The organism is Oscillatoria salina IIICB1, assembly GCF_020144665.1.
Classification (GTDB): Bacteria; Cyanobacteriota; Cyanobacteriia; order Cyanobacteriales; family SIO1D9; genus IIICB1.
Genome location: NZ_JAAHBQ010000067.1, coordinates 1 through 24,932, shown reverse-complemented (window position 1 = coordinate 24,932; position 24,932 = coordinate 1). Strand labels below are relative to the sequence as shown.

General features: G+C 40.7%; 21 protein-coding genes. 16 read left to right on the top strand and 5 right to left on the bottom strand.

Going from position 1 to position 24,932, the window contains the following annotated elements:
• The first annotated feature begins 82 nt into the window (after positions 1–82).
• The 3 genes from G3T18_RS18635 to G3T18_RS18625 all read left to right on the top strand — a co-directional run bounded on the left by G3T18_RS18635 (position 83) and on the right by G3T18_RS18625 (position 2,207).
• Positions 83–871, top strand: coding sequence for a cysteine hydrolase family protein (locus G3T18_RS18635; protein ID WP_224412089.1), 789 nt, complete (start codon positions 83–85; stop codon positions 869–871).
• Positions 872–904: 33 nt separating this feature from the next.
• Positions 905–1,357 (top strand): cupin domain-containing protein, encoded by a 453-nt coding sequence (locus G3T18_RS18630; protein ID WP_224412088.1) that lies wholly within the window; start codon positions 905–907, stop codon positions 1,355–1,357.
• Positions 1,358–1,472: 115 nt separating this feature from the next.
• The gene (locus G3T18_RS18625) at positions 1,473–2,207 is read left to right on the top strand and encodes a glutathione peroxidase (protein WP_224412087.1); all 735 of its coding nucleotides are present in this window, start codon (positions 1,473–1,475) and stop codon (positions 2,205–2,207) included.
• A 288-nt stretch (positions 2,208–2,495) separates the two neighbouring features.
• Here G3T18_RS18625 and G3T18_RS18620 read toward each other — a convergent pair whose 3' ends face one another.
• Complete coding sequence (locus G3T18_RS18620; RefSeq protein ID WP_224412086.1) at positions 2,496–3,287, bottom strand: Crp/Fnr family transcriptional regulator; 792 nt, start codon at positions 3,285–3,287, stop codon at positions 2,496–2,498.
• Between the two features lie 156 nt (positions 3,288–3,443).
• Between G3T18_RS18620 and G3T18_RS18615 the strand changes: the two genes are divergently transcribed.
• The 4 genes from G3T18_RS18615 (at position 3,444) to G3T18_RS18600 (ending at position 7,242) form a co-directional block, all read left to right on the top strand.
• Positions 3,444–4,472 carry a sulfate ABC transporter substrate-binding protein gene (locus tag G3T18_RS18615; RefSeq protein WP_224412085.1) on the top strand — a complete coding sequence of 343 codons (1,029 nt, stop codon included), beginning with the start codon at positions 3,444–3,446 and terminating at the stop codon, positions 4,470–4,472.
• A gap of 68 nt (positions 4,473–4,540) precedes the next feature.
• Positions 4,541–5,395: a sulfate ABC transporter permease subunit CysT gene (cysT, locus tag G3T18_RS18610; RefSeq protein WP_224412084.1), complete on the top strand. Its 855-nt coding sequence runs from the start codon at positions 4,541–4,543 to the stop codon at positions 5,393–5,395.
• Positions 5,382–6,185: a sulfate ABC transporter permease subunit CysW gene (gene cysW / locus G3T18_RS18605; protein ID WP_224412083.1), complete on the top strand. Its 804-nt coding sequence runs from the start codon at positions 5,382–5,384 to the stop codon at positions 6,183–6,185. The genes cysT and cysW overlap by 14 nt, the downstream gene beginning before the upstream one ends.
• Positions 6,186–6,210: 25 nt before the next feature.
• On the top strand, positions 6,211–7,242 hold the full coding sequence (locus G3T18_RS18600) for a sulfate/molybdate ABC transporter ATP-binding protein (RefSeq protein ID WP_224412082.1): 1,032 nt from the start codon (positions 6,211–6,213) through the stop codon (positions 7,240–7,242).
• Here the strand turns inward: G3T18_RS18600 and pyk are convergent.
• From pyk to G3T18_RS18580, 4 genes are all read right to left on the bottom strand, one after another.
• Positions 7,239–8,696 (bottom strand): pyruvate kinase, encoded by a 1,458-nt coding sequence (gene pyk, locus G3T18_RS18595; RefSeq protein WP_318014004.1) that lies wholly within the window; start codon positions 8,694–8,696, stop codon positions 7,239–7,241. The genes G3T18_RS18600 and pyk overlap by 4 nt on opposite strands.
• A gap of 211 nt (positions 8,697–8,907) precedes the next feature.
• Positions 8,908–10,221, bottom strand: coding sequence for a glutamate-cysteine ligase family protein (locus G3T18_RS18590; RefSeq protein ID WP_224412081.1), 1,314 nt, complete (start codon positions 10,219–10,221; stop codon positions 8,908–8,910).
• Positions 10,222–10,225: 4 nt separating this feature from the next.
• The gene (locus G3T18_RS18585; protein WP_224412080.1) at positions 10,226–12,376 is read right to left on the bottom strand and encodes a diguanylate cyclase domain-containing protein; all 2,151 of its coding nucleotides are present in this window, start codon (positions 12,374–12,376) and stop codon (positions 10,226–10,228) included.
• A 108-nt stretch (positions 12,377–12,484) separates the two neighbouring features.
• Complete coding sequence (locus G3T18_RS18580) at positions 12,485–13,819, bottom strand: ArsB/NhaD family transporter (protein WP_224412079.1); 1,335 nt, start codon at positions 13,817–13,819, stop codon at positions 12,485–12,487.
• 486 nt (positions 13,820–14,305) lie between these two features.
• Here G3T18_RS18580 and G3T18_RS18575 point away from each other — a divergent pair, with 486 nt between their 5' ends.
• The 9 genes from G3T18_RS18575 to G3T18_RS18535 all read left to right on the top strand — a co-directional run.
• Positions 14,306–14,449 carry a hypothetical protein gene (locus tag G3T18_RS18575; RefSeq protein ID WP_224412078.1) on the top strand — a complete coding sequence of 48 codons (144 nt, stop codon included), beginning with the start codon at positions 14,306–14,308 and terminating at the stop codon, positions 14,447–14,449.
• Positions 14,450–14,576: 127 nt separating this feature from the next.
• Positions 14,577–15,788, top strand: a complete 1,212-nt coding sequence (locus tag G3T18_RS18570; protein WP_224412077.1) for a hypothetical protein — start codon at positions 14,577–14,579, stop codon at positions 15,786–15,788.
• 245 nt (positions 15,789–16,033) lie between these two features.
• Positions 16,034–18,985, top strand: a complete 2,952-nt coding sequence (gene uvrA / locus G3T18_RS18565; protein ID WP_224412076.1) for an excinuclease ABC subunit UvrA — start codon at positions 16,034–16,036, stop codon at positions 18,983–18,985.
• Between the two features lie 175 nt (positions 18,986–19,160).
• On the top strand, positions 19,161–20,357 hold the full coding sequence (locus G3T18_RS18560) for an ATP-binding protein (protein ID WP_224412075.1): 1,197 nt from the start codon (positions 19,161–19,163) through the stop codon (positions 20,355–20,357).
• Complete coding sequence (locus G3T18_RS18555; RefSeq protein WP_224412074.1) at positions 20,354–21,400, top strand: ParA family protein; 1,047 nt, start codon at positions 20,354–20,356, stop codon at positions 21,398–21,400. Before G3T18_RS18560 ends, G3T18_RS18555 begins: the two co-directional genes overlap by 4 nt.
• Before the next feature lie 84 nt (positions 21,401–21,484).
• Positions 21,485–21,778, top strand: a complete 294-nt coding sequence (locus tag G3T18_RS18550) for a SemiSWEET transporter (protein ID WP_224412073.1) — start codon at positions 21,485–21,487, stop codon at positions 21,776–21,778.
• A 183-nt stretch (positions 21,779–21,961) separates the two neighbouring features.
• Positions 21,962–23,566 carry a vWA domain-containing protein gene (locus G3T18_RS18545; RefSeq protein ID WP_224412072.1) on the top strand — a complete coding sequence of 535 codons (1,605 nt, stop codon included), beginning with the start codon at positions 21,962–21,964 and terminating at the stop codon, positions 23,564–23,566.
• Between the two features lie 118 nt (positions 23,567–23,684).
• Positions 23,685–24,356, top strand: a complete 672-nt coding sequence (locus tag G3T18_RS18540) for a hypothetical protein (RefSeq protein ID WP_224412071.1) — start codon at positions 23,685–23,687, stop codon at positions 24,354–24,356.
• A gap of 168 nt (positions 24,357–24,524) precedes the next feature.
• The coding region (locus G3T18_RS18535; RefSeq protein ID WP_224412070.1) for a glutathione S-transferase at positions 24,525–24,932 on the top strand (408 nt) is incomplete at its 3' end.

Here is a 24,932-nt window from a genome sequence, read left to right as displayed (position 1 = left end):
CAATTAGGCTAAATTACGCTAGGACTAAAGATAAACTTACTTCAGTTGTCTCGATTCTCGTCTTCTTTTATTTATCTTAATTATGAATCGACCTTTACGCACTTTAGGTATACCACCTAACAATTGGAAAGTAAATGAAACCGAAGCGGATTTAACTCGTCCCCCGCTTCCACCACAACCAGTAATCTTGCCAACAGAAACCAAAACACTGCGAATCGACTTAACCAAAACAGCGATGATAGTAGTTGATATGCAGAATGATTTCTGTCACCTTGATGGTTGGTTAGCCCACATTGGCGTTGATATCACCCCAGCCAGAGGTGCGATCGCGCCCCTACAAATGTTACTCCCGAAGTTGCGATCGCTGCGCCAACCTGACGGTACGCACTCAATACCGATTATTTGGCTAAACTGGGGCAATCGCGCCGATTTACGCAATATTAGTCCTGGTTTACTTCATGTTTATAATCCTACCGGAGATGGCATTGGCTTAGGCAATTTATTACCCAAAAGAAACGCCCCAGTTTTAACCGCAGGTAGTTGGGCAGCCGCAGTCGTAGATGAGTTAGAACAAAAATCAGAGGATATCCTCGTTGATAAGTATCGCATGAGTGGATTTTGGGATACGCCCCTCGATAGTATTCTCCGCAACCTCGGCAAAACTACACTTTTCTTTGCAGGAGTAAATATCGATCAATGTGTCATGGCTACTTTACAAGATGCTAATTTCTTAGGTTATGACTGTATTTTAATTAAAGATTGTGCGGCGACAACTTCCCCGGAATATTGTTATCAAGCAACTATTTATAACGTTAATCAATGCTTCGGTTTTGTTACCGATTCGGCGACCATTTTAGCAGCAATTAAATAATTAATAAATTAATTGATTACTTGAGGAAAAAAAATGAACGAACATTGCATGATTCCGATAATTAAGTCTCCCCAAGACTACCAAACTTATCGGATTAGCCCTCACGATACTAATCGTTTAGCTATAGTTTTCGACCCCTCAAATGCTGCTGCTTCCTTAACCGTATGTGTAGAAATTTTCGATCCTGGTGGCAAAACTCCCCCTAACCGTCATAACATTGCTGTAGAAATGTTTTTTATTCTTAAAGGCGAAGGTTTGGCGGTTTGCGATGGAAAAGTTGTGCCAATTAACACTGGAGATAGTTTATTAGTGCCGCCGACAGGAATTCACGAAATTATTAATACTGGAATGGGACGATTATATGCTTTGTGTATTATGGTACCGAATGAAGATTTTGCCGAACTAATTCGTAGTGGTACTCCTGTAGAATTAGATGACGAAGATATGCGAGTGCTGAGTCGTCAAGATGTTCTCGTTCCTTGTTGAAAATATTAAGTAAAACAGGCAAACATCAGCCATTTGGTTGATTTTGCCCCAGTTTCGGAAGAAAATCTGTAACATCTTGTAAAGTAAAGAAGATCGTTCAACAGGAGACTGAACCGTGTTACCTAACCGCGAAGGCGAAAAAGTTCCCAATGTTACATTTAAAGTCCGCGAGGATAGCGAATGGCGTGAGATAACTACAAAAGATCTCTTTGCTGGTAAAACAGTAGTCGTTTTTTCACTTCCAGGTGCATTTACCCCGACTTGTTCCTCTTCGCACCTACCTCGCTACAATGAATTAGCGGGCGTTTTCAAAGAAAATGGCGTTGACGAGATTATTTGCATTTCCGTCAACGACACTTTTGTGATGAATGAGTGGCAAAAAACTCAACAAGCAGAAAATGTGACTCTCATTCCCGATGGTAATGGTGAGTTTACTGAGGGAATGGGAATGTTGGTTGAAAAAAATGACCTCGGTTTCGGTAAAAGATCCTGGCGCTACTCGATGTTAGTTAAAGATAGCGTCATTGAAAAAATGTTCATCGAGCCAGAAAAACCAGGCGATCCTTTTGAGGTATCTGATGCCGATACCATGCTGAACTATATTAACCCGAACGCACAACTACCGAAATTTGCGTTTATTTTCAGCAAAGAAGGTTGTCCTTATTGCCTCCGGGCGAAGAAGATGTTAAATGAGCATAACATTGGCTACGAGGAAATTTTGATTAACAAGGATTATACTCCTCGGACTCTGCGTGCAGTTTCGGGGGCGGAAACAACTCCCCAGGTGTTTATGAATGGTGAATTGATTGGGGGTTCTGAGGAATTAGCTGAATATTTCAGTAAGAATTAGATTTAATTTGTAGGGGTGTGATTTTGCGCCCCTATTGGGGTTTGGGTACTGGTGATTGGGGGCTGGGGACTGGGTAAGGGAGACAAGGGAGACAAGGGAGACAAGGGAGACAAGGGAGACAAGGGAAGGGAGACAAGGGAGACAAGGGGGATAAACTGACAACTTTTAACTGATAACTGGTAACTGTTCACTGGTAACTGGTAACTGGTAACTGATAACTGGTAACTGATAACTGATAACTGATAACTGACAACTGGTTACTGATAACTGCGGGGACTGGGTAACTAATCATCGCAGGGGCCACCAGGAAACTTTATCTCGCGTGGCACTGTATACTTCTTTTAGACCTTCAGGATCGATGACTTGGATGGTATCTCCTGATAAATCTTTGTTTGTGACTGGTTCTAATAAACCAATTTGTTGCATTCCTTTCAGAACTTGTTCGACGGTACGCTGGTTGAGTTGACAGGCGCGGGCAATGACATCTATCGGTAAGTCAAAGATGTAAACTTGTTCTGGGTTGGGTTGGTTTCCTAACGCTCGTTCTTGATAAATTAATGCTCTGAGTAGTGCAGCGACGGCTTGGGGCGGATAACTACTGCAATTAAGTAGATGATACTGGAATTTTTCGCGCAGTTCAAAGAGCATTTTGTAGCGCGATCGGAAAATTTCGCTTTCTTCGTAGAGTTTTGCTACTGTCGCTAAGGGTATTTTGACTACATGGGTGGTTTTGTACGCTTCGACTAAACTCGGAAATGCTTTACTTGCTAATCCATAACTGAAGGCTAGGTTTCTCATGCCAAAACAACTGCCTGGGTAGTTGATCGCAATAATTCGATCTAAGGGGGTGCTGCGGATGATGACTAAACCTTCGCTGACGATCGCATATAGCACCTCTAAAGATTCGTCGGGGAGAAAGGCTGTATAGATTGGACGGTTGGAAAATAGCTTTTCGGCTTTCAGGCTGTCTGGGATGAGATAGTCTGCTAGCTGGTTTTCGTCTAGTTCCCGAAATAAGTAGTTACTCTGTACTAGCAGCTTCAGGAGGTTGTTTTGCGGCTTTTTGGCTGCTTTTGCCATACCTAAGTCTCAGGCTTTTGCTTTGCCTTCATCTTGCCACAAGGCAGAGATTTTTTAATTTGAATTAAGATTGTATTGCAAATGAATTTAAATACAGTTACATTTGAATTAGGTTGAAGCGACCCAAAAACCGGGGTTTAGCCCCAGGAGTAAGAAATGATTCCTAAACAAAGGCGTTTTGCAGGTTTGATGTTAGCGGGAATAGTTTTGAGTGGGGCGATCGCGTCTTGTGCGTCTAGCGATCGCAGCGACAAAGCGATTAAACTAACTTTGGTGTCTTATGCTGTTACCCAAAGCGCTTACGAACAAATAATTCCCCAGTTTGTTGAGGAATGGGAAGAGAAAACCGGACAAACTGTGGAATTCGCTCAAAGTTATGGCGGTTCGGGATCGCAAACTCGCGCCGTTATCGATGGTTTAGAAGCAGATGTAGTCGCCTTAGCCCTCGCTTTAGATACGCAGAAAATCGTTGAAGCAGGGTTAATTGAAGCGGGTTGGGAGGAAGAGTTACCCAACGACTCAATTGTCCATAAATCCGTCGCAGCGATCGTTACTCGTGACGACAAACTTAAACTTAATAATTGGGCAGATCTCGCCCGCGATGACGTTCAAGTAATTACCGCTAACCCAAAAACATCCGGCGGTGCAAGGTGGAATTTTCTCGCATTTTGGGGTTCAGTTACCCAAGCAGGAGGAAGCGAACAACAAGCAGCAAATTTTGTCGCCAAAGTCTTAAAAAATGTGCCAGTTTTGCCGAAAGATGCCCGCGAATCTAGCGATGTTTTCTACAAACAAGGTCAAGGAAATGTCCTAATCAACTATGAAAATGAAGTGATTTTAGCCAACAAAAAAGGAGAGAAATTACCTTATTTTGTTCCTACTGATTATAACATTTCTATCGACAATCCGGTAGCTGTAGTTGATGCTAATGTAGACAAACATGGCACGAGAGAAGTGGCGGAAGCTTTTGTGCAATATTTGTATACACCAGCAGCGCAACGAGAATTTGCGAAAGTTGGTTTTCGTCCCGTTAACGAAACTGTAGCCGCCGAATTTTCAGCCCAATATCCCCGAATTGATAAGTTATTTACTGCGAAAGATTTAGGCGGTTGGCAACAAATCCAAACTAAATTTTTCGATGATGGTGCTGTCTTTGATAAACTCCTTGCCGAAGTAGGAAAATAACTAAATGCCTTAAATTTATAGCATATTTTTAGGTTATTGTCAAGCTATTTTTTCTCGGTTGTAATGCCATGAATCAAATCACCTTACACCAATTTCAGCCACGGAAAAGTCAAAAATGGTGGACAAAAATTTCTCTACCTTGGACTGTTACCGTAAGTTATTTAAGTTTAATTTTACTGCTACCCATTGCAGCATTAATTAGTAAATCACTTACGTTAGAAAATGCCGAGTTTTGGCAAATTGCCAGCAGTCCAATTGCCCTTTCTGCTTACGAAGTTACTTTTATTACCGCCTTAATTGCTAGCCTAATTAATGGCGTAATGGGAACTTTAGTTGCTTGGGTCTTAATTCGCTACGAATTCCCCGGTCGAAAAATCATTGATGCAGCAGTAGATTTGCCTTTTGCTTTGCCAACTTCTGTGGCTGGTTTAGCCTTAGCAACGGCTTATAGCGACAAAGGTTTAATTGGGCAATTTTTTGCGCCTTTTGGCATTAAGATTGCCTTTACTCGCTTAGGCATCTTTGTCGCAATGCTGTTAATCTCTTTGCCTTTCGTAGTCAGGACTTTACAGCCTGTTTTGCAAGAAATGGAACGGGAATTAGAAGAGGCGGCTTGGTCGTTAGGTGCATCACAATTACAAACTTTTTGGCGAGTAATTTTACCGCCTTTAATTCCGCCTATTTTAACGGGAATTGCCTTGGGTTTTTCGAGAGCAGTTGGTGAATATGGTTCGGTTGTGCTGGTGGCGGCAAATATTCCTTTCCAGGATTTAATTGCACCCGTGTTGGTATTTCAAAAATTAGAACAATATGACTATGCGGGAGCAACAGTAATTGGGACAGTTATGCTGTTATTATCGCTGGTGTTGTTGTTAGGAATTAATTTTTTACAACAGTGGGGTCGTCGTTATGCTCAGAAATAAGTTAGTTTTGATTGTAGTAGCGTTAAGTTATCTGTTTTTGGTGTTATTTATTCCCGCTTCTACAGTCTTTTATGAAGCATTTCACCGAGGAATTAATGCTTTTGTCGCCGCAACTACCAGTAGAGAGTTTCTCCAAGCAGTAAAAATGACGATAATTATCGCTGCGATCGCGGTTCCTCTCAACACTTTTTTTGGACTATGTGCAGCTTGGGTAATTGCTCGCAATCAATTTCGCGGTCGGGCTTTATTAATTAGTATTATAGACTTACCTTTTTCGGTTTCGCCAGTGGTAGCTGGTTTGATGTTAATCTTACTTTATGGACGCAATGGTTGGTTTGGTAATTGGTTAGAAATTGCGGGAATTAAAGTAATTTTTGCTTTGCCGGGAATGGTAATCGCTACCTTGTTCGTAACTTTACCTTTTGTTGCTAGAGAAGTAATTCCCGTGTTAGAAGAAATGGGTAGCGAACAAGAAGAAGCTGCACGCACTTTAGGTGCGAGTGACTGGCAAATTTTCTGGCGGGTAATTTTGCCCAATATTCGTTGGGGTTTGTTGTATGGTGTGTTATTAACTAATGCGCGAGCAATGGGCGAATTTGGTGCAATTGCAGTAGTATCTGGCGGGATTATTGGGAAAACAGCAACGCTACCAATTTTTGTGGAACAAGCTTATAAAAATTATCAAACTGAAGCAGCTTTTGGTGCAGCCGTGTGTTTGGGGTTACTAGCAGCAGTAACCTTGATTTTGAAGGAAATTTTAGAGCGTCGAACTGCAATTGCTAGTAAATGATTTTCAAGAAATTGGAGAGAAGAAAATGAGTATTGTTGTGCAAAATGTATCGAAAAATTTCGGCAATTTTCAAGCCTTAGACAGAGTTAATTTAGAAGTGAAAGAAGGAACAATCGTCGCTTTGTTAGGTCCTTCAGGTTCCGGAAAATCAACCTTGCTAAGAGCGATCGCGGGACTGGAGGCTCCCGATACTGGTAAAATTCTCATCGATGGTAGAGACGCGACTCACATCGACGTACAGCGACGCAACATCGGTTTTGTCTTTCAGCATTATGCCCTATTCAAACACTTAACGGTGCGGCAAAATATCGCTTTTGGGCTAGAAATTCGCCAACATCCCCGTCAATTAATCAGAAAAAGGGTCGAAGAATTGCTAGACTTGATTCAGCTACAGGGATTAGGTTCTCGCTACCCCTCGCAACTTTCGGGAGGTCAACGTCAGCGAGTTGCCCTCGCCCGTGCTTTAGCGGTACAACCAAAAGTGTTACTCTTGGACGAACCTTTCGGTGCGCTGGATGCTAAAGTCAGGAAAGAATTACGGGCTTGGTTGCGTAAATTACACGATGAAGTCGGGGTAACGAGTATTTTTGTTACTCATGACCAAGAGGAAGCAATGGAAGTCGCTGACGAAATTGTCGTGATGAATAAGGGATGTATCGAACAAGTAGGAACCCCAGCCGAAATTTACGATCGCCCCGCGACACCTTTTGTCATGAGTTTCGTTGGTGAGGTTAATATTTTACCAGGAACAGAGCATGGATTTGGCTCTCACTGTAGTTTTTCTCCTCAATCATCGATGTTTGTACGTCCCCACGAACTAGATCTTCAAACCACCGCTAACGGCAATAATACCGCAGCGATCGTCAAGCGAATTATTCATTTAGGTTGGGAAGTGCAAGTTGAGCTATTATTACCAAGTAATTTAGTTTTAGTAGCTCATTTAGACCGGGAAAAATTAGCTAAACTAAACTTAAATCCAGGTCAACAAGTATTTGTTAAACCTCGCAATGCTAAATTCTTTCCCGAATCTAGTTTATCGATTTTAGCTTCCAGTTAAGTTTCGCTAATTGAGTGAATTTTGAGGAAATTAGTACCCATCGCTTTTCGTACTGGAGAACCCCCCAAAATCAGAATTTTATCGCCTGGGGCGGCTAAATTTCGCTCTAATAAAGAAGCTTCGATTTGAGCAATTAGCTTTTCTACTTCTAATTCTGGTTTTTCGAGTAACAGAGGTTTCACGCCCCAAATTAAATTTAAAGCATGATAAACTTGGCGATCGCTAGTGAAGGCGATAACGGGTGCTTGAGAACGTTCTCCAGCAGCTAAACGGGCAGTATAACCTGTGGTCGTAAAACAAGCAATACATTGCAAAGAGAGAATTTTATCGATAGTATTTAAAGCTTCGCTAAGGGCGTGAGTTTCATCGGTTTCTGCGGGTGGATGATTGACAAATTCGATTTGTTTTTCTACTTCTGTGGCTATTCTTACCATCATTTCCACCGCCCGCACTGGATACTTCCCAACTGCTGATTCACCTGATAACATAACTGCATCAGTACCATCAATAATTGCATTCGCTACATCGCTAGCTTCAGCGCGAGTAGGAGAAGAAGAATTAATCATACTTTCTAACATTTGGGTAGCAGTAATTACCGGAATACCTTTGCGGTTACAAGACTGAATTACTTTCTTTTGCAACATCGGAACTTTTTCCGGTTTCATCTCTACTCCCAAGTCGCCCCTGGCTACCATTAAACCATCACATTCCGCGACAATCGCCTCTAAATGGGTAATTGCTTGGGGTTTCTCAATTTTGGCAATTACTGGTATTTCAGCATCTTTTTCTCGTAAGATTTGTTTGAGGGCGCGAACATCTTCCGGGCGGCGCACAAAACTTAAAGAAATCCAATCTACACCTTGTGTGATGCCGAAGTCTAAATCTTCCTTATCTTTCTCAGTTAAAGAAGGAAGACGTAAATCTAAATCGGGTAAATTAACTCCTTTACGACTGGTGAGAATACCACCAACAATAACTCTACATTTAAGAGCATTTTCGGTGACATCTTCAACCATTAATTCCAAACGTCCATCATCAAGCAAAATTTGCGTTCCTAGGCTTGCTTCTTGAGCTAAATAGGGATAATCTATCGAAATAGCTTCGGATGATTCCTCGTCGTTTTCTGCTTGGGGGACAAGGGTAATAGTTTTCCCTTTCTCTAAATTAATACCTTCCTTCGGTAACTGACCGACGCGGATTTTTGGTCCTTGCAAATCTTGTAAAATTGTAATTGGAGTATCTAATTCTACTTCGAGGGAACGAATTTCTTCGATAATCCGAGCGTAGTCTTGATAACGACCGTGAGAAAAGTTTAACCGGGCAACATTCATCCCCGCAATTACAAGTTGTTTGATAATTTCTCTCGAATTACTCGCAGGTCCGAGAGTAGCAACGATTTTGGTGCGGTTGTCGGTTGTTTGCATAAAAGCTGACGAGACAATGCTGTTTTCCACTTTATCATTTCTGGTTTGGTTACGAAGTTTTCTAGATTACACTTTTCTAAGTTTTGGTTTCGCGCGATCGCGAATTTTTTTAACCACGGATGGACGCGGATAAACACGGATGATTTTTGGGTTGGGAAAAAGGTTGGTTTGAGAATTTTCTAGGAATTTTTGACTAGATTTGGGGAATTTATAACTTAAGATAGATGCGAATTGATAGCGCTTATTTTCCTGACTGGCTCTGGGATTGCTGAGAGAGAAATTCTACTTGTTTTTCTAGTTTATCGCAGCAATAACGTACCAATTGCAAACCTTCTTCGCGCGAAATTTCTCCGGTTGTAGTGGCAAATTTTTCTAATAATTCTGTTTCTGTAGTCGCATAATTTCCTAATTCTGTTTTAAACTTATTTAACGTCGGAGATGGTTGTTTAGCACCAGAAGCAAATTCCCAAACAGAGTCTAAATAATCCTTGACAATTGAACTCTTTATCCCCTCAGTTACCGCCCCATAAAGTAACTCACCATTGAGACAGTTAAACTCAGGAACTTGAAGTTCTTTTTCATCCCAGAGAAAAGTTTTCAAGTTTGGTTTTGGCGTTACTTTTAAACCTTCGCGACGCACTCGAAAAGCGGTATCAACTACTAAAGCAACCAAGGCTAAAGTAATTTCGGGATAGTTAGAATCCATTCCTCTTAATTCTAAAGTTCCTTGCTTATTAATTCTCAGTGGATTCCAACCCGCAGTTAATAATTCGCCTCCCGAATTAAGAAACATCGATCGCGGGACTCCGGCTCGATCCATTGCTTGTAACCAAGTATAATAACGATTAAATAAAATTTCTACTAATTGTTCGATTGTTTCAGCATAAGGTAATAAGCCGCCGACAGGTTGTAAATAAGTATAAACTCCTTCCCAACCAAAATATTCGCTACCCCGATAATGTACTGTCCGCATTGCTTTTCCAGTTACACTTCCTTCGTAAAAAGGACAAGCGCGAGATAAAGCAACTAAAGCTGTATCTAAAGCAGTGAGAAGATTATACATATTGAGTAATTCTGCGCGTGCTTCGGGGTCAGAATTGTAAGCAATACCGACAGATCGATCGACACTTCCTGGGGGTAATTCTAAATGAATATGAGTTCCCGTACATTTCGCCGCATTATCAAATCTTCCCGGTCCAACAGTACGCACTTGCAAGTGATAATTAGGTCGATCCCGGATTACAGGCATAATATGTAAAGGGTAAGTAGATAGGGGATATAAACGTAAATTTAATTCCTTAGCAACTTGTAAGCAAAGTTGCAGTAAATCGAGATATTCTTGAGTTAATTCAGGAAGATTGTCAGCCACAAGAGTGTTAATTTCGACAATACTTTTAACAAATTCTGGCGCGAAACATTTGCCAGGACGATCGTGGGAACGAGCAATTTCTTGACAGCGCGTGAGAAAAATATCTGCTTGATTAGAAAGTATTCCTTCTTCATCAACAAGGAAAAATTCTTGTTCGAGTCCGAGACGACGATTAACTAAATCCATGTTTTTAGAGAGGATGAAAATTAGCAACAGCACGAGATCGTCCTGCTGATTTAGCTTGATATAAAGCATCGTCAGCAGCAGCAACTAAAGTATCAGGAGAGAGAGCTAACTTAGGAATTGTCGCTGCTACTCCTAAACTCAGAGTAACAAACTCGCTTACCTCAGATTTTAGATGAGGAATAGCTAAACTTTTGACAGCATCGTGAATATTTTTAGCCACTTTGAGCGCTCCTTCTACCGTAGTATTAGGTAAAATAATAACGAATTCTTCTCCTCCATAACGAGCAACTAAATCTGCGGGACGTTTAACAGTATCAGCGATCGCACTCGCGACTTTTTGCAAGCAATCATCACCTGCTTGATGACCGTAGGTGTCGTTATATAGCTTAAAGTAATCAATATCGCACAAAATGATTGATAATGAAGCTCGTTGCCGGTACGATCGCCGCCACTCTAGTTCGAGATAAGAATCGAAGCAGCGACGATTTGCTAACCCAGTTAATCCGTCAGAATGTGCAATACGTCGCAATTCTCGATTAGCTGCGGCTAATCTTTGATAAAGTTCTGCTTGTTGACTAGCTATCCCCATTTGCGCTGATATCTCTAACAGAAGCATAACTTCTCGTGGCTGCCATTTCCTCGGTTCGCTGCATTGGTGAACGATTAATAAACCCCACAACTCTTCTTGTTGAAGAATAGGGACGACTATATGGGCTTTTACTTGAAATTTTTCGAGCATTTCGATGTAACAGCGACTCAAACCAGCATTGTAAATATCGTTAACTGCTTTTACCCGTCCTTCTTGGTATTGCCGAAGATAATTTTTCTGGAAACAAGGATCGACGATGCAAGAATTTTGGATTTTCATCGTTTCTGAAGTGACTGACTCGTGAGTAACCATACCACTACCATCAGCAGCAAAACGGAAAATAATTATTCTGTCTGCTTGGAGAAATTGACGTACTTCGGCGACAGCAGTATTGATAATCTCGTCGAAATTAAGGGAAGAAGATATCTGGCGGGTAATTTTACTTAGTAATCTTTCTTGGGCAGCTTGATGGCGTAATTTTTCTTCAGTACGCTGGCGATCGCTAATATCTTCAATTGTCACCACGAAATAAACTGGTTTTCCCGATTTTTGTCGTGCTAGGGAAAGATGAAAATTTACCCAAACTAGCGAACGGTTTTTGCGTAAGTAACGTCGCGAAAGGCGCAGGTTTTCTCTTTGGTTGGACAACAATTGCTCTAAATACAATTTGTCCATTTTTAGGTCGTCCGGATGGGTGATTTTAGCAAGATTAGCATTTTCTAATTCCCTGGGAGTATAACCCAAAATCTTGCAGAAATTTTGATTAACACGGAGTAAGCGACCATCTACAGCAATGTGAGCCATTCCTAGGTTAATTTGCTCAAAAGTAGCTTCTAAAGCTTGTTGACTTTCTTGTAAAGCGATTTCTAAGGAACAGCAGTGTTTTTCGGGCAACTCTGAACTAATTTCTCTTCCTACTGACTGAATTTCGATCTTGTTACCTTCTTCATCAAAAATTGCTCGATCTGTCCATTCGAGTAACCGTTGTTCTCCTGTAGGTAAATTTAGCAGTTGGCTTCTAGATTTGACAGGATTTTCCCGATCGAGAGAAGCAAAATGTTCTCTAGTTGCTTGTTGTGCTTCTGGGGGGATTGAGTTAAAGAAATTTTGTCCGATGATTTGCGATCGCTCTTGCTGAAATTGCTGACAGTAAGCATGATTGACAAAGATAACTGTTCCGTTGGGTAATAATCTACATATTGGTTGAGCGATTTCTTCGACAAGCATTTGATAGCGTTGTTCGCTTTGATTGAAGGTCCTTTTTTTATGCTGAATCTCTTGATTTAGATGTTCGATAGTTTTTGACAATCTGAAGAGGAGATTTTGTAATTCCATAGGCTCGATTGCTGTCAACAAATTGTTCGGAATGACCATATTTGTTAACGCGCTGCCTTCTTGATTTACCACGAAACTATTTGCTTTGTATTTCATCGTTGATTTTGTTACTGTCAGCGCTGGTAATTCGATATCCTCTGGGGTTAAAGCAATTAACTTGGCTGAACTTAACCGAGCGATTATTTTTTGGGTTTCATAGGTGGAAATCAACCTGGTTTCGCTGTTAAGCATTTTTAGATATCCCTACTGAAAGACGAAATTATTCAATGACCGCTCTAGCTGGTTTTCAACTCAAAATAATCGCCAAGTAAAGAGAGATTTTGGTTAAAAAGCAGCGAATCAAGCTATTAACCAGGGAAGCCAGACGCTGAGAAACAGCAAACCAATAAATAGCACTGGTAATACTAAGATAATGGAAATTTTTAGGTACTCACTCCAACCGAGATTCAGTCCTTTTTCTTGTAAAATTATCCACCAAAATAAAGTAGACAAGCTACCAATGGGTGTTATTTTGGCTCCAATGGTACAACCTAACAGGTTCGCATAAATTGTAGCCTCCCTAATTGTGCGTTCAGCGATCGCTGCATCGTGTAAAGCTAAAACGTTGTTTCTCACTACGGGAAGGTTGTGTGTTAGTCCCGAAAATAAAGCTGTGATTGAGGCTGTACTTGTAGCGGTTAGTGCAATTCCCCAATTAGCAAATGCTCTCAACAAATCTCTGAGGAACTCGATTAAGCCTGCATTCCCTAAACCAACAGCAAGCAAATACATTCCAAAACTAAAGATCGGAACTTGCCAAAGTGGATTTCGCCACGATCTCGTTACTGAAATTACCGGAGAATCAGCGTGAAACCAGCGTTGTGCTAAAGCTAAAATTAGGATTGCTGTCCAAACAGCGATTGGCAATGATAGTTTAGCAAAAAATAGCTTCACAACGAGTAATCCGAGAATAAAAAAGCCCCAGTTACAAATAACAGGGTCGCGAATTGTACTTGACAATGGTGCCTTTTTAGGGAGAGAATAGCCTAATGGCAAATAACGCTCAAAGTAGAACCAAACAACGCCTACACTAATCGTAAGAATTACTACCTCTAGTGGCATCATCACTAAGACATAGCGCAAAAAGGGGATGTCAAAATATTCGCTGATAATTAAATTCACTGGATTGCTACCAGGTAATAGTAAACTGGCTACTTCCACAAACCAGCTCGTTGCTACTAAAAAAGCTAGATTTGCTCGATAAGGAAGGTATAACAGTCGTAAAGTTTCAATAACTATGGGCGTGCAAATTAATACGCCACTGTAGCTGTTAAAGATTATGCCACTAAGGCTAGCAAGAAGAATTGTCAGCCAAAATAGCGATCGCGAATTACCTCGCCCTAAAACAGCCATAACTCGCCCTAGAAAGGCAAAAAAGCCTGCTTCATCTAGTAGAGAAGCGATCGAAATAATCGGGATCGTATTTAGTAGAGGATTACCAACTACAAACCATGCGGCTTGGAGATCGTACCTAGATATTATTGAAGTCAGCAACGCAACTAATGCCGCTAATCCAGCAATATACCCAATTCCGAGTTTCCACGGTTGCCAAATTACTAAAATTATGGTAACAAAAAAGATTATGTAGGCAAAACCAGCACTCGGCATCGCTATTCCAGTTATGCTAAGAGTCACGAATCAATTTTAGAAGACCTCTGGATAAACGGCGATATTTATCTCGCTGTTGCTTGAATCTTCATTTAAGTGTTGAAATTATACTTCTTTCTAACTCAAAAATAGGTTTAAACAAAAAATTCTCGGCGACAATCTCTGGTGTTCAGGTGGTACAATAAATTTAGAAAATAAACTACCAAACAGTTCCTGACAACATTTTTTCCATATTTCATATTCTCTACCTTCTCATTCGTTATCTAAAACAAAAAGTTTTTCAAGTTTCGAGGGGAGAAAATTATTTTTGAGCAAACATAAATCTCTTTCATCAATTTTCGTGATTTCATAACCCCTTTCTCGATCAGATATTTCTGTATCGTAAAGCCATATTTTTAAGAAGCGAAAATCGCATTCAGGAATCAAACAACTCTCTATAAATTTTTTCAGAAGAAATAGAAGCCGATCTAGTAGTAAAAGAAGCTGAAGCGAAAAAGTTCGAGCAAGAGTGGCTTGAAACCAGGCGTAGTCAATAGTGATGCTAAGTTTAGATTCGGAAGATATCACCCGAGAACAACTATCCTTAGCGATCGCATAACCCGCGATCGCCAAGAAAAACATCTTGGTTTGATAACCACAGAGTTACCGCAAGGTTAGCGTAGCTTATTGCACAACTATTCAACCTAGTTCGGCAAATAATTGCATCAAACCAGAGGCAAGGATCTCGCCAAAGGGTAAAATTTGTCTGTTAGTCGATAAGAGTGCTGCCCCGGAGGGAAATTTAATGTCAGAAGAACGCCAAGAGCAGCCAGAAACGAATGCTCAACCCAATACCAAAGCTGAAACAATTCAAGTCTTACAACAGACGATTCAGCGTTTGGAAACAATTATCGCCAAATTGGAAGCTCAATCAGTTGAGGATTTGCCGTCAACAGTTGTTTTTGCAAAACTAATAGCTACCACTGACGAACTAGCTGCTTCTCTAGAAAAGAGGGAAACTCACCCCAGTACAGAGAAAGAGGAAGGTTCTCCAACTATTGATATTTCTGATGAAAATGTCATGTTTTCACCAACTCTGGAAATTACTGAGGTCGAGACATCTGAGGAAAAAGTCGTCTTTTCACCAACTGAGGAAATAACTGACCAAGAATCACCAAACTCTCTCCCCAACCAAGTTCCTGTTGAAGAAGCGACTGTGTTCGGAGCGACTGAAGCAGAAGTTAGCAAACCCACGACTACCACCGCAGAAAGTGAGGAAACAGAGAAAACTGGTTGGTTAGACCGACTATTGCCCAGTTTTAGCAGCATTCAACGCTGGTGGGACGGAGTTTTAACCAGTATTCGCGCTGTTTTACCGAGAAATATTGAAGAAAAGCTTTCTGATTGGGCTTTGACTGGTATCCTTACAGGTGTTGTTGTGGTAATTTTATGGACGACGGTGGCTTTACTACCAGAACCCGCAGCAAAACGAGTTGCAGAAGTACCTCCGGAAATCTCACCACTAACACCAGCCCCCGAAGAAGTCTCACCACCAACCGCAGAAGTACCTCCGGAAATCTCACCGCTACCACCAACCGCAGAAGTACCTCCGGAAATCTCACCGCTACCACCAACCGCAGCTACAAACCCAGTAGAATTAGAAGCGCCTGGAGAACCGGAATCAGTAGAAACTTTACCACCACCGGAACCAATATTTACGCCGGAACAAAGCTTAATTGCGGCAATTCAACAGCGAGTTGCTACTCTTACAGAAGAGTATGCTAATGGTTTGATTCAGTCCATACAAGCTGATTTTCCTAACAGTCGTTTGTTGGTGAGAGTGACTGATGATTGGTACGGTTTAGATACTCAAGGACAAGAAAAGTTAGCCAATGAAATGCTAGCGCGTTCTCAGAAGTTAGATTTCCGCAAGCTATATATTACTGATTCTCAAGGAGAAATAGTTGCTCGGAATGCGGTAATTGGAGATAATATGCTGATTTTGAAAGGTAGTTAGGGGGATTGGGAAATCAGTTATCAGTGAACAGTGAGCAGTTATCAGTTATCAGTGACCAGTTATTAATGATTAGTGAACAGTGAGCAGTTGACTATCCACTTCCTCCTTGTCTCCCAATCCCCAGTCCCCAGTCCCCAGTCCCCAGTCCCCAGTCACCACCTCCCCAGTCCCCAGTCCCTCTCTAGTTACATTCAACAATTAAGACACAACGCTACAATCGTTAAGGACTATTACGCCTGCTTTTCATGTCTCTTACGATCGCTAACGGTAAAAATCCTCATAACCAAAACTATATTCGCATCTCTGGTGCGAGACAGCATAATCTGAAAAATCTCGATTTGGAACTTCCGCGCGATCGCTTGATTGTGTTTACGGGTGTTTCTGGTTCGGGTAAGTCTTCTTTGGCTTTTGATACCATCTTTGCTGAGGGACAACGACGCTATGTGGAGTCTCTCAGTGCTTATGCACGTCAATTTTTGGGACAATTGGATAAGCCGGATGTGGATGCGATTGAGGGGCTAAGTCCGGCTATTTCTATCGATCAAAAGTCTACTTCTCACAATCCGCGTTCGACTGTGGGGACGGTTACGGAAATTTATGATTATCTGAGATTGCTTTTTGGACGGGCTGGGGAACCTCATTGTCCGATTTGCGATCGCAATATTGCACCCCAAACTATTGACGAAATGTGCGATCTGATTATGGCACTTGGCGATCGCGCTCGTTTCCAAATTTTAGCTCCTGTTGTCCGTGGCAAGAAGGGTACGCACAAAAAATTAATTTCTAGTTTACAAACCCAAGGTTTTGCCAGATTGAGGGTAAATGGGGAGGTTTACGACCTGTCTGAAGTACCCGACCTTGATAAAAATTATACTCACAACCTGGAAGTTGTTGTCGATCGCTTAATTCTCAAACCCGGTATTGAAGAGCGTTTGGCGGATTCTCTCGGTACTTGTCTCCGTATTTCCAACGGGATTGCGATTATCGAGGTATTAAATGCTACATCGGCTAACACAGCCGGAGTCCGACAGTCCTTCAGTCCTGATAGTAAGTATATAGGAAATGGGCCAGAAAATCAAGCAAATAGCGAACAGGAAACCAGCCAAGAAATCGTCTTTTCAGAAAACTTTGCTTGTCCGGAACATGGTGCAGTAATGGAAGAATTATCACCAAGATTATTTTCCTTTAATTCTCCTTACGGTGCTTGTCCGAATTGTCACGGAATTGGTAGTTTGCGGACTTTTCTACCAGAATTAATTATACCCGATCCCGAAGCACCATTATACGCCGCGATCGCGCCTTGGTCGGAAAAGGATAATAGTTATTATTTAGAATTACTTTATCGAGTTTCAGAAGCTTATGGTTTTGAAATTGGGACTGCTTGGAAAACTTTAACCAAAGAACAGCAAGAGATTATTTTATACGGCAATGATGAGCCAATTATTTATAATTCTGTGCGGGGAACTCATAAACCATTTGCTGGAGTAATTAATATCTTAGCCAAGCAATATCAAACAGGTTCAGAAACCCAAAAACAAAAGTTAGAACAATATCGAATTAATCAAACTTGTGAAGTTTGTCAAGGGAAACGATTGAAACCAGAAGCCTTAGCAGTTCGTTTAGGACAATGGCAGATTACCGACTTAACAGGTGTCTCAATTCGCGAAAGCATTGAGAAGATAAATAAACTCAATTTAACTCCCAGACAAGCACAAATAGGTGACTTAGCTTTAAGAGAAATTAAAGCCCGTTTGCAGTTTCTTTTAGACGTAGGCTTAGATTATTTAACACTCAATCGAGCCGCAATGACTCTTTCCGGAGGAGAAGCACAAAGAATTAGATTAGCAACTCAAATTGGTTCGGGTTTAACCGGAGTTTTGTACGTTTTAGACGAACCAAGTATTGGTTTACATCAACGAGACAACGGTAGGTTATTGCGTACCTTGAAAAAATTGCGCGACTTGGGTAATACTTTAATTGTTGTCGAACATGACGAAGAAACAATTCGTAGCGCCGACCAAATAGTTGATATTGGACCAAAAGCAGGAGTTCATGGCGGCAAAATAGTTGTTCAAGGAAACCTAGATCAATTACTAGCCAGCGAAACATCCTTAACAGGCGCTTACCTATCCGGACGCAGAAAGATTGAAACTCCCAACGAGAGAAGAAAAGGAAACGCGCGATCGCTAATTTTACAAGACTGTTCTCGTAACAATCTTCAGCATATTAATGTCGAAATTCCTTTAGGTAAACTTGTTTGTATCACAGGCGTTTCTGGTTCCGGAAAATCAACCCTAGTCAACGAATTACTTTATCCAGCCTTAAAACATTACCTCACCAAAAAAACGCCCTTTCCCCACAACTTAGGAAAAATCAAAGGACTCAACGCGATCGATAAAGTAATCGTTATCGACCAATCACCAATTGGGAGAACACCCCGTTCTAATCCTGCCACATATACAGGCATTTTCGATCCAATTCGAGCAGTATTTGCCGAAACAATTGAAGCCAAAGCCAGAGGATATAAACCAGGTCGATTTTCCTTCAACGTAAAAGGAGGACGTTGCGAAGCTTGTAGCGGACAAGGAGTAAATGTCATCGAAATGAATTTCCTCCCCGATGTGTATGTTCAATGCGAAGTTTGTAAAGGTGCAAGATACAACCGAGAAACCTTACAAGTCAAATATAAAACTCATTCCATCGCTGACGTTTTAAACATGACCGTCGAAGAAGCCTTAGAAGCATTTCAGAACATCCCCAAAGCCGCAAATCGACTGCAAACTTTACTTGATGTCGGCTTAGGTTACATTCGTTTAGGACAACCCGCACCCACACTTTCTGGTGGTGAAGCCCAACGAGTTAAACTAGCATCAGAACTATCTCGTCGCGCTACCGGAAAAACCCTTTATTTAATCGACGAACCCACCACTGGATTATCCTTTTACGACGTACATCACTTATTAAATGTCTTACAACGTTTAGTAGACAAAGGTAACTCAATTTTAGTCATCGAACACAACCTAGATGTCATTCGTTGTGCAGATTGGATTATCGATTTAGGACCCGAAGGAGGAGACAAAGGAGGAGAAGTAATTGCCGTCGGCACACCCGAAGATATTGCCAAACATCCCAAATCTTATACAGGAAAGTATTTACAGCAAGTCTTGCAACAACATCCCTCTGTAGCAATCGTGTAATCAAACAACAAAAGACGATTTTCTGTTTCTTCTAGTTTTGTTAATTAAAATTTAGATTAAGTTCTGACAAAAACAAGATAAGAGAAAATGTTATTATACGAAAGATAAATTAAAAGCTCGCAGCCGTAGTACATTTAGATTATTATCGAAGATCAAGTTAGGTAATTAGCAGTAAATGAATGATTCAGAGTTAGAAAATTTACTAAATGATATTGAATCAGATCGAGTAGAACGTAAAAGTTCAATAGCTGATAGAAGTGCAATTCGTCAGGCTATTTGTGCTTTTGCTAATGACTTACCAAATCATGGTAAACCAGGAGTCATTTTTGTTGGTATTGACAATGAGGGAAAATGTGCCAACTTAGATATTGCCGATCAGCTTTTGCGTACTCTAGCTGATATGCGCTCTGATGGAAATATTTTGCCTTTTCCTACCATAACTGTGCAGAAAAAAACGATTTATGGATGCGATTTAGGTGTCATAATTGTAGAACCCTCAGATGCACCACCTGTACGTTTTAATGGCAGAGTTTGGGTACGAATAGGTCCTCGAAGAGCAACTGCGACTAGAGAAGAAGAGTGTCGTCTCAGCGAAAAAAGACGATATAAAGACTTACCTTTTGATTTACAAGGGTTATCATCAGCAACAATAGATGATTTAAATTTGGATTTATTTCAGAGAGACTATTTACGCTCATCTTTGGCAATAGAAGTTCTTGAAGAAAATCAACGGTCTGTTGAACAACAATTAACATCAATGCGATTTGCTACAGTAGAACCGAACTGTCAACCAACAGTATTAGGTCTTTTAGTAGTAGGAAACGATCCTAGACAGTTCGTACCAGGTGCGTACATTCAATTTCTGCGAATTGAAGGAACTGAATTGACTGATCCTATTAAAGATCAAAAAGAAATTGACGGTCCTCTTCCAGATTTACTCAGGATACTAGACGAAATGTTAAAAGCTCATATTTCAGTAGCTTCAAACATTACCTCCCAACCACTTGAAATTAAAGAACCTGATTACCCGATAGTTGCTTTACAGCAGCTAGCAAGAAATGCAGTAATGCACCGTAATTACGAGAGTACAAATGCGCCAGTGCGAATAAATTGGTTTAACGATCGCATAGAAATTCAAAATCCTGGAGGTCCGTTTGGTCAAGTAAATAAAGACAATTTTGGTCAACCCGGAATAACAGACTATCGCAATCCCTATTTAGCTGAAGCGATGAAAAATCTTGGCTATGTTCAGCGATTTGGGATAGGAATTGAATTAGCCAGAAATGAACTGAAAAAGAATGGTAATCCACCTCCAAAATTTCTAGTCGAAGACACCTATGTGTTAGTTGAACTGAAAAGGAAACAGCTATGAGTACAACCGTTATCGCTTTTTTCAATAACAAAGGAGGAGTAGGTAAAACTTCACTTGTATACCACTTAGCATGGATGTACAAAGATTTAGGCTTGCGGGTAGTTACTGCTGATTTAGATCCCCAAGCTAATTTAACTGCCGCCTTTCTCGATGAAGATCGAGTCGAAGAAATTTGGTTAGGAAACGGTTCATCAAAAACCGTCTTTGACTGTATACAGCCTTTATTAAAAGGTACTGGTGATGTTAGTAAACCCCATTTAGAATATGTTGAAGAAGAAGGTCAATTATCGCTATTTACAGCCGAACTAGCACTTTTAGTTGGAGATTTATATCTTTCTGGTTTTGAGGATGAACTTTCAGCACAGTGGCCCATTTGTTTAGGCGGAGGTGGACAAGAACGTGCCTTTCGGGTTATTTCTGCTTTTTGGCGCATTATGCAACAGAGTGCTGAAATTCATCAAGCTGATGTTATTTTAATGGATTTAGGACCGAATTTAGGAGCAATAAATCGTGCAGCCTTAATTGCCGCAGATTACGTTGTAGTTCCTTTATCACCAGATTTGTTTTCTTTACAAGGTTTGCGTAATCTCGGTCCCACTTTACGAGTTTGGCGTGAAGAGTGGAAAGAAAGACTAGAAAAAAAAGATTCTCTGGGAAAAAAGAATTTAGTAACCGATTTAAAAGTTCCTCAAGGAAAAATGCAGCCAGTTGGTTATGTTGTCTTACAACACGTAGCCCGATTAGATCGTCCAGTGAAAGCATATAATCGTTGGCTTGCTCGTATTCCGCAAGTATATAAAAAAGATGTCTTAGATGAATCCGGAAATAATAAAGTTTCTGGGGCAGAAGATATTCATTGTTTGGCTTTACTGAAAAACTACCAAAGTTTGATGCCAATGGCTCAGGAAGCTCGTAAGCCTATTTTTCATCTTAAACCTGCTGATGGTGCTATTGGCTCTCATACATATTCAGTCAAAAAAATCTACGAAGATTTTCATACCTTAGCTATGAAAATAGCTGAAAGAACAGGAGTGAAAAGATAAATATAAACTTAGCTATTGAGTAGATTGCTGACAAAAATCTGCTAAAATTGTGTAAATTTTATCAACAATTACTTCCCTTGATTTATGCAGTTTGTTACCTTGATTGGTTTACTAGCAGGTACGCTGACAACGATCGCGTTTCTCCCTCAAGTCATTAAAACCTGGAAGTCGCGATCGGCGCAAGATATCTCGCTGGGAATGTTTCTTCTTTTTTGTACTGGTGTATTTTTATGGTTAGTTTATGGCTTATTAAAGCAAGATTTGCCTGTGATTGTCGCTAATTGTGCTACTTTGGTTTTGGCTGGAAGTATTTTGTGGATGAAGTTAAAGTTCTCACGCAAAGGCGCAAAGACGCAAAGAAAGAAAAGGAGACGCTAACAATTGTTAGCGGAATTTGTGTAACTAGGGTTTGGCTTATCGGAATATTATTTGAATTTAAGTAAATTTAGCAATGGTTACGGTTTTGGTAACGCAGAAGTAAGTAACTTAAAGCTAATGATAAACTATAACAAATTTATCAGACTTACAAAAATATCTTTGCGTCTTGGCGCGAAACTTATTATGCAGATTACCAAAAGATATCTTACTTTTTTAGTAATAGCTGTTACTTGCGGACGGTTAATTATTGCTTGCAATGGTAGCCAGGGACAAGTTGAGTTGCAAGAGGCTATTTCCGAAGCCCCTCAACCGCAAGCTTCAAAAGCTGGAAATGAAACTTTCTCAGCACAACAAGATATTGCTGAAGATACCGGTGGAGAAAGCTACGATTCAATTACGGAAAATAACTTTCAAGCTGCTGCTAATCAACCTCTTTCTACTTTTGCAATTGATGTAGATACGGCAGCTTATACAAATGTAAGGCGTTTTTTGAATAATGGACAACTACCGCCGACCGATGCGGTGAGAATTGAAGAATTAATTAATTATTTTGCTTACGAATATCCGCAACCAACAGGAAAAGATCCTTTTTCGATTACTACTGAAGTTTCGACTGCACCTTGGCAACCAAAACATAAGTTAGTTCGCATTGGTTTACAAGGAAAGCAAATTGCAACCGAAGAGTTACCACCAAGTAATTTGGTTTTTCTCTTAGATGTTTCCGGTTCGATGAATGATGCAAATAAGTTACCGTTATTGAAGTCTGGTTTTCGTTTACTTGTGAATGAGTTAAGTGAAAAAGACCGAGTTTCGCTTGTGGTTTATGCTGGTGCGGCGGGTTTGGTTTTACCTCCAACTCCAGGGAATCAAAAAGAGAAAATTTTAGCGGCAATTGAGAGTTTAGAGGCTGGTGGTTCGACTGCGGGTGGTCAAGGTATCGAACTGGCTTATCAAGTTGCGGAAGAGAATTTCCTAGCTGAGGGGAATAATCGGGTTATCTTGGCTACTGATGGCGATTTTAATGTGGGGATATCCAGCGATTCGGAATTAGTTAAACTGATCGAAAAGAAACGAGAAGCAGGTGTTTTCCTGACGGTACTTGGTTTTGGGACGGGTAATTTACAAGACTCGAAGATGGAAAAACTCGCTGATAAAGGTAATGGCAATTATGCTTATATAGATAATATTCTCGAAGCGAAGAAAGTGTTAGTTACAGAAATTGGGGGAACGCTACATACGATCGCCAAGGATGTTAAAATCCAAGTTGAGTTTAATCCGGCTCAAGTCCAAGCTTATCGCTTGATTGGTTACGAAAACCGTTTGTTACAAAATCGAGATTTTGACGATGATACCAAAGATGCAGGAGAATTAGGCGCAGGACATTCAGTTACGGCACTTTACGAAGTTATTCCGGTAGGTGTAAAAAGTGAGGTGAATTTACCCGCAGTGAATGAGTCATCAGCTAGCCAATTTCCAGCGAATAGTGAGGAACTTTTACAAGTTAGATTGCGTTATAAACAACCAGATGCTTCTACTTCCCAATTAATAGTTAACTCTTTGGTTGACAAAGAAGTTCCTCTCTCAGCTACTTCCAATGATTTTCGCTTTGCGGCTGCTGTAGCTGCTTATGGGATGATTTTAAGAGATTCTGAGTATAAAGGAGAGGCAAATTTGGCGCAAGTCTTGGAATTAGCGAATGAGTCGAAAGGAGTTGATTTACAAGGATATCGGGGTGAATTTATTAGTTTGGTAAAAAGCAGTCAGTCATTGGCGAGCAAATTGCCATAAAATCTAAGCAACTTGTGTCAAATTGGAAAATTTGGTATAGGATGTAAAACCGAGGCGAGTGGCGCGAAAGTTGAGTAGAGAGTAGTCGCGATTGCCGCAGTTAACTAGAGGAGAAACAATGAGTGATACTACGGCATTTGTTGCTGGGTGTGCGATCGCAGGAGTAGGTGCTATCATTTTTGCTAATGGCGGATTGAATTTCAATCAGCCCAATGCTCCCTATGTTCCCCAAAATCAGTATGCTAATACTGCTCCTTATGGTAATAATAATCCTTATCTGACCGATCCCCCCGCACCAGTTCCAGTTCCTGGTTATCCCTCTCCTCAACAAGGTAATTTAGATCCTCGTTTCAATCAACAATTAAACGAACAAATCACGCTTAACCAAGAACTGCAACAACAGTTAGAATTGCAAAAACAGCAAACTGAACAGCTTAAATTGCAATTAGAACAGCAAAAAGGCGAAACTGAACAATTACTTCTACAACTTGAAGAACAACAAAATCAGCCGCTATCAGCTACAGGAGAACAAACAAATGAAATGAGTCTCCAAGCGGGTGTAATCTGGGCGGTAGGAGGGATTGTTTTGGCTTTGGTAATTGGTGGTAGTATTGTGATTGTCGGGATTATCGCTTTGCTAGCACAACCTCAGCGTCGTTCTTCTCCTCGTACTACTCATGTGATTCAGCCTGTTAATTTTGATTATCCCTACAATTATCAACGTGCGAGTGAAGCTTTACCTCCTCAAATTAGAACTCGTCGCGTTCATCATATCGAACGTGATGATTAGGTATTGGGGATTGGTGATTGGGGATTGGGGATTGGTGATTGGTGATTGGTGATTGGGGATTGGGGATTGGGGATTGGTGATTGGGGATTGGTGATTGGGGATTGGGGATTGGGAATTGGAGAATAAACTGGTAACTGACAACTGATAACTGGTAACTGATAATTGCTAATGCTGCGACTCTACGATTTTTTACCTTCGGGAAATTGTTATAAAGTGCGTTTGTTATTGCATCAACTAGAGGTTGATTTTGAGTTAGTTGAGGTTAATATTTTAACAGGTGAAAGTCGCACACCAGAATTTCTAAGCAAAAATCCGAATGGACGGGTTCCGGTTTTGGAAATTGAATCGGGTAAGTTTTTAGCCGAGTCAAATGCAATTTTATATTATTTGAGTGTAGGAACTGATTTTTTACCGAGCGATCGCTTAAAAACTGCTCAAGTGATGCAATGGTTGTTCTTTGAACAGTATAGTCACGAACCCTACATCGCTACGTCTCGCTTTTGGATCTCGATTTTAGGTGCAAAAGAAAAGTATAACCAACAGTTGCAAGAAAAACAAGCCCCAGGCTATGCTGCT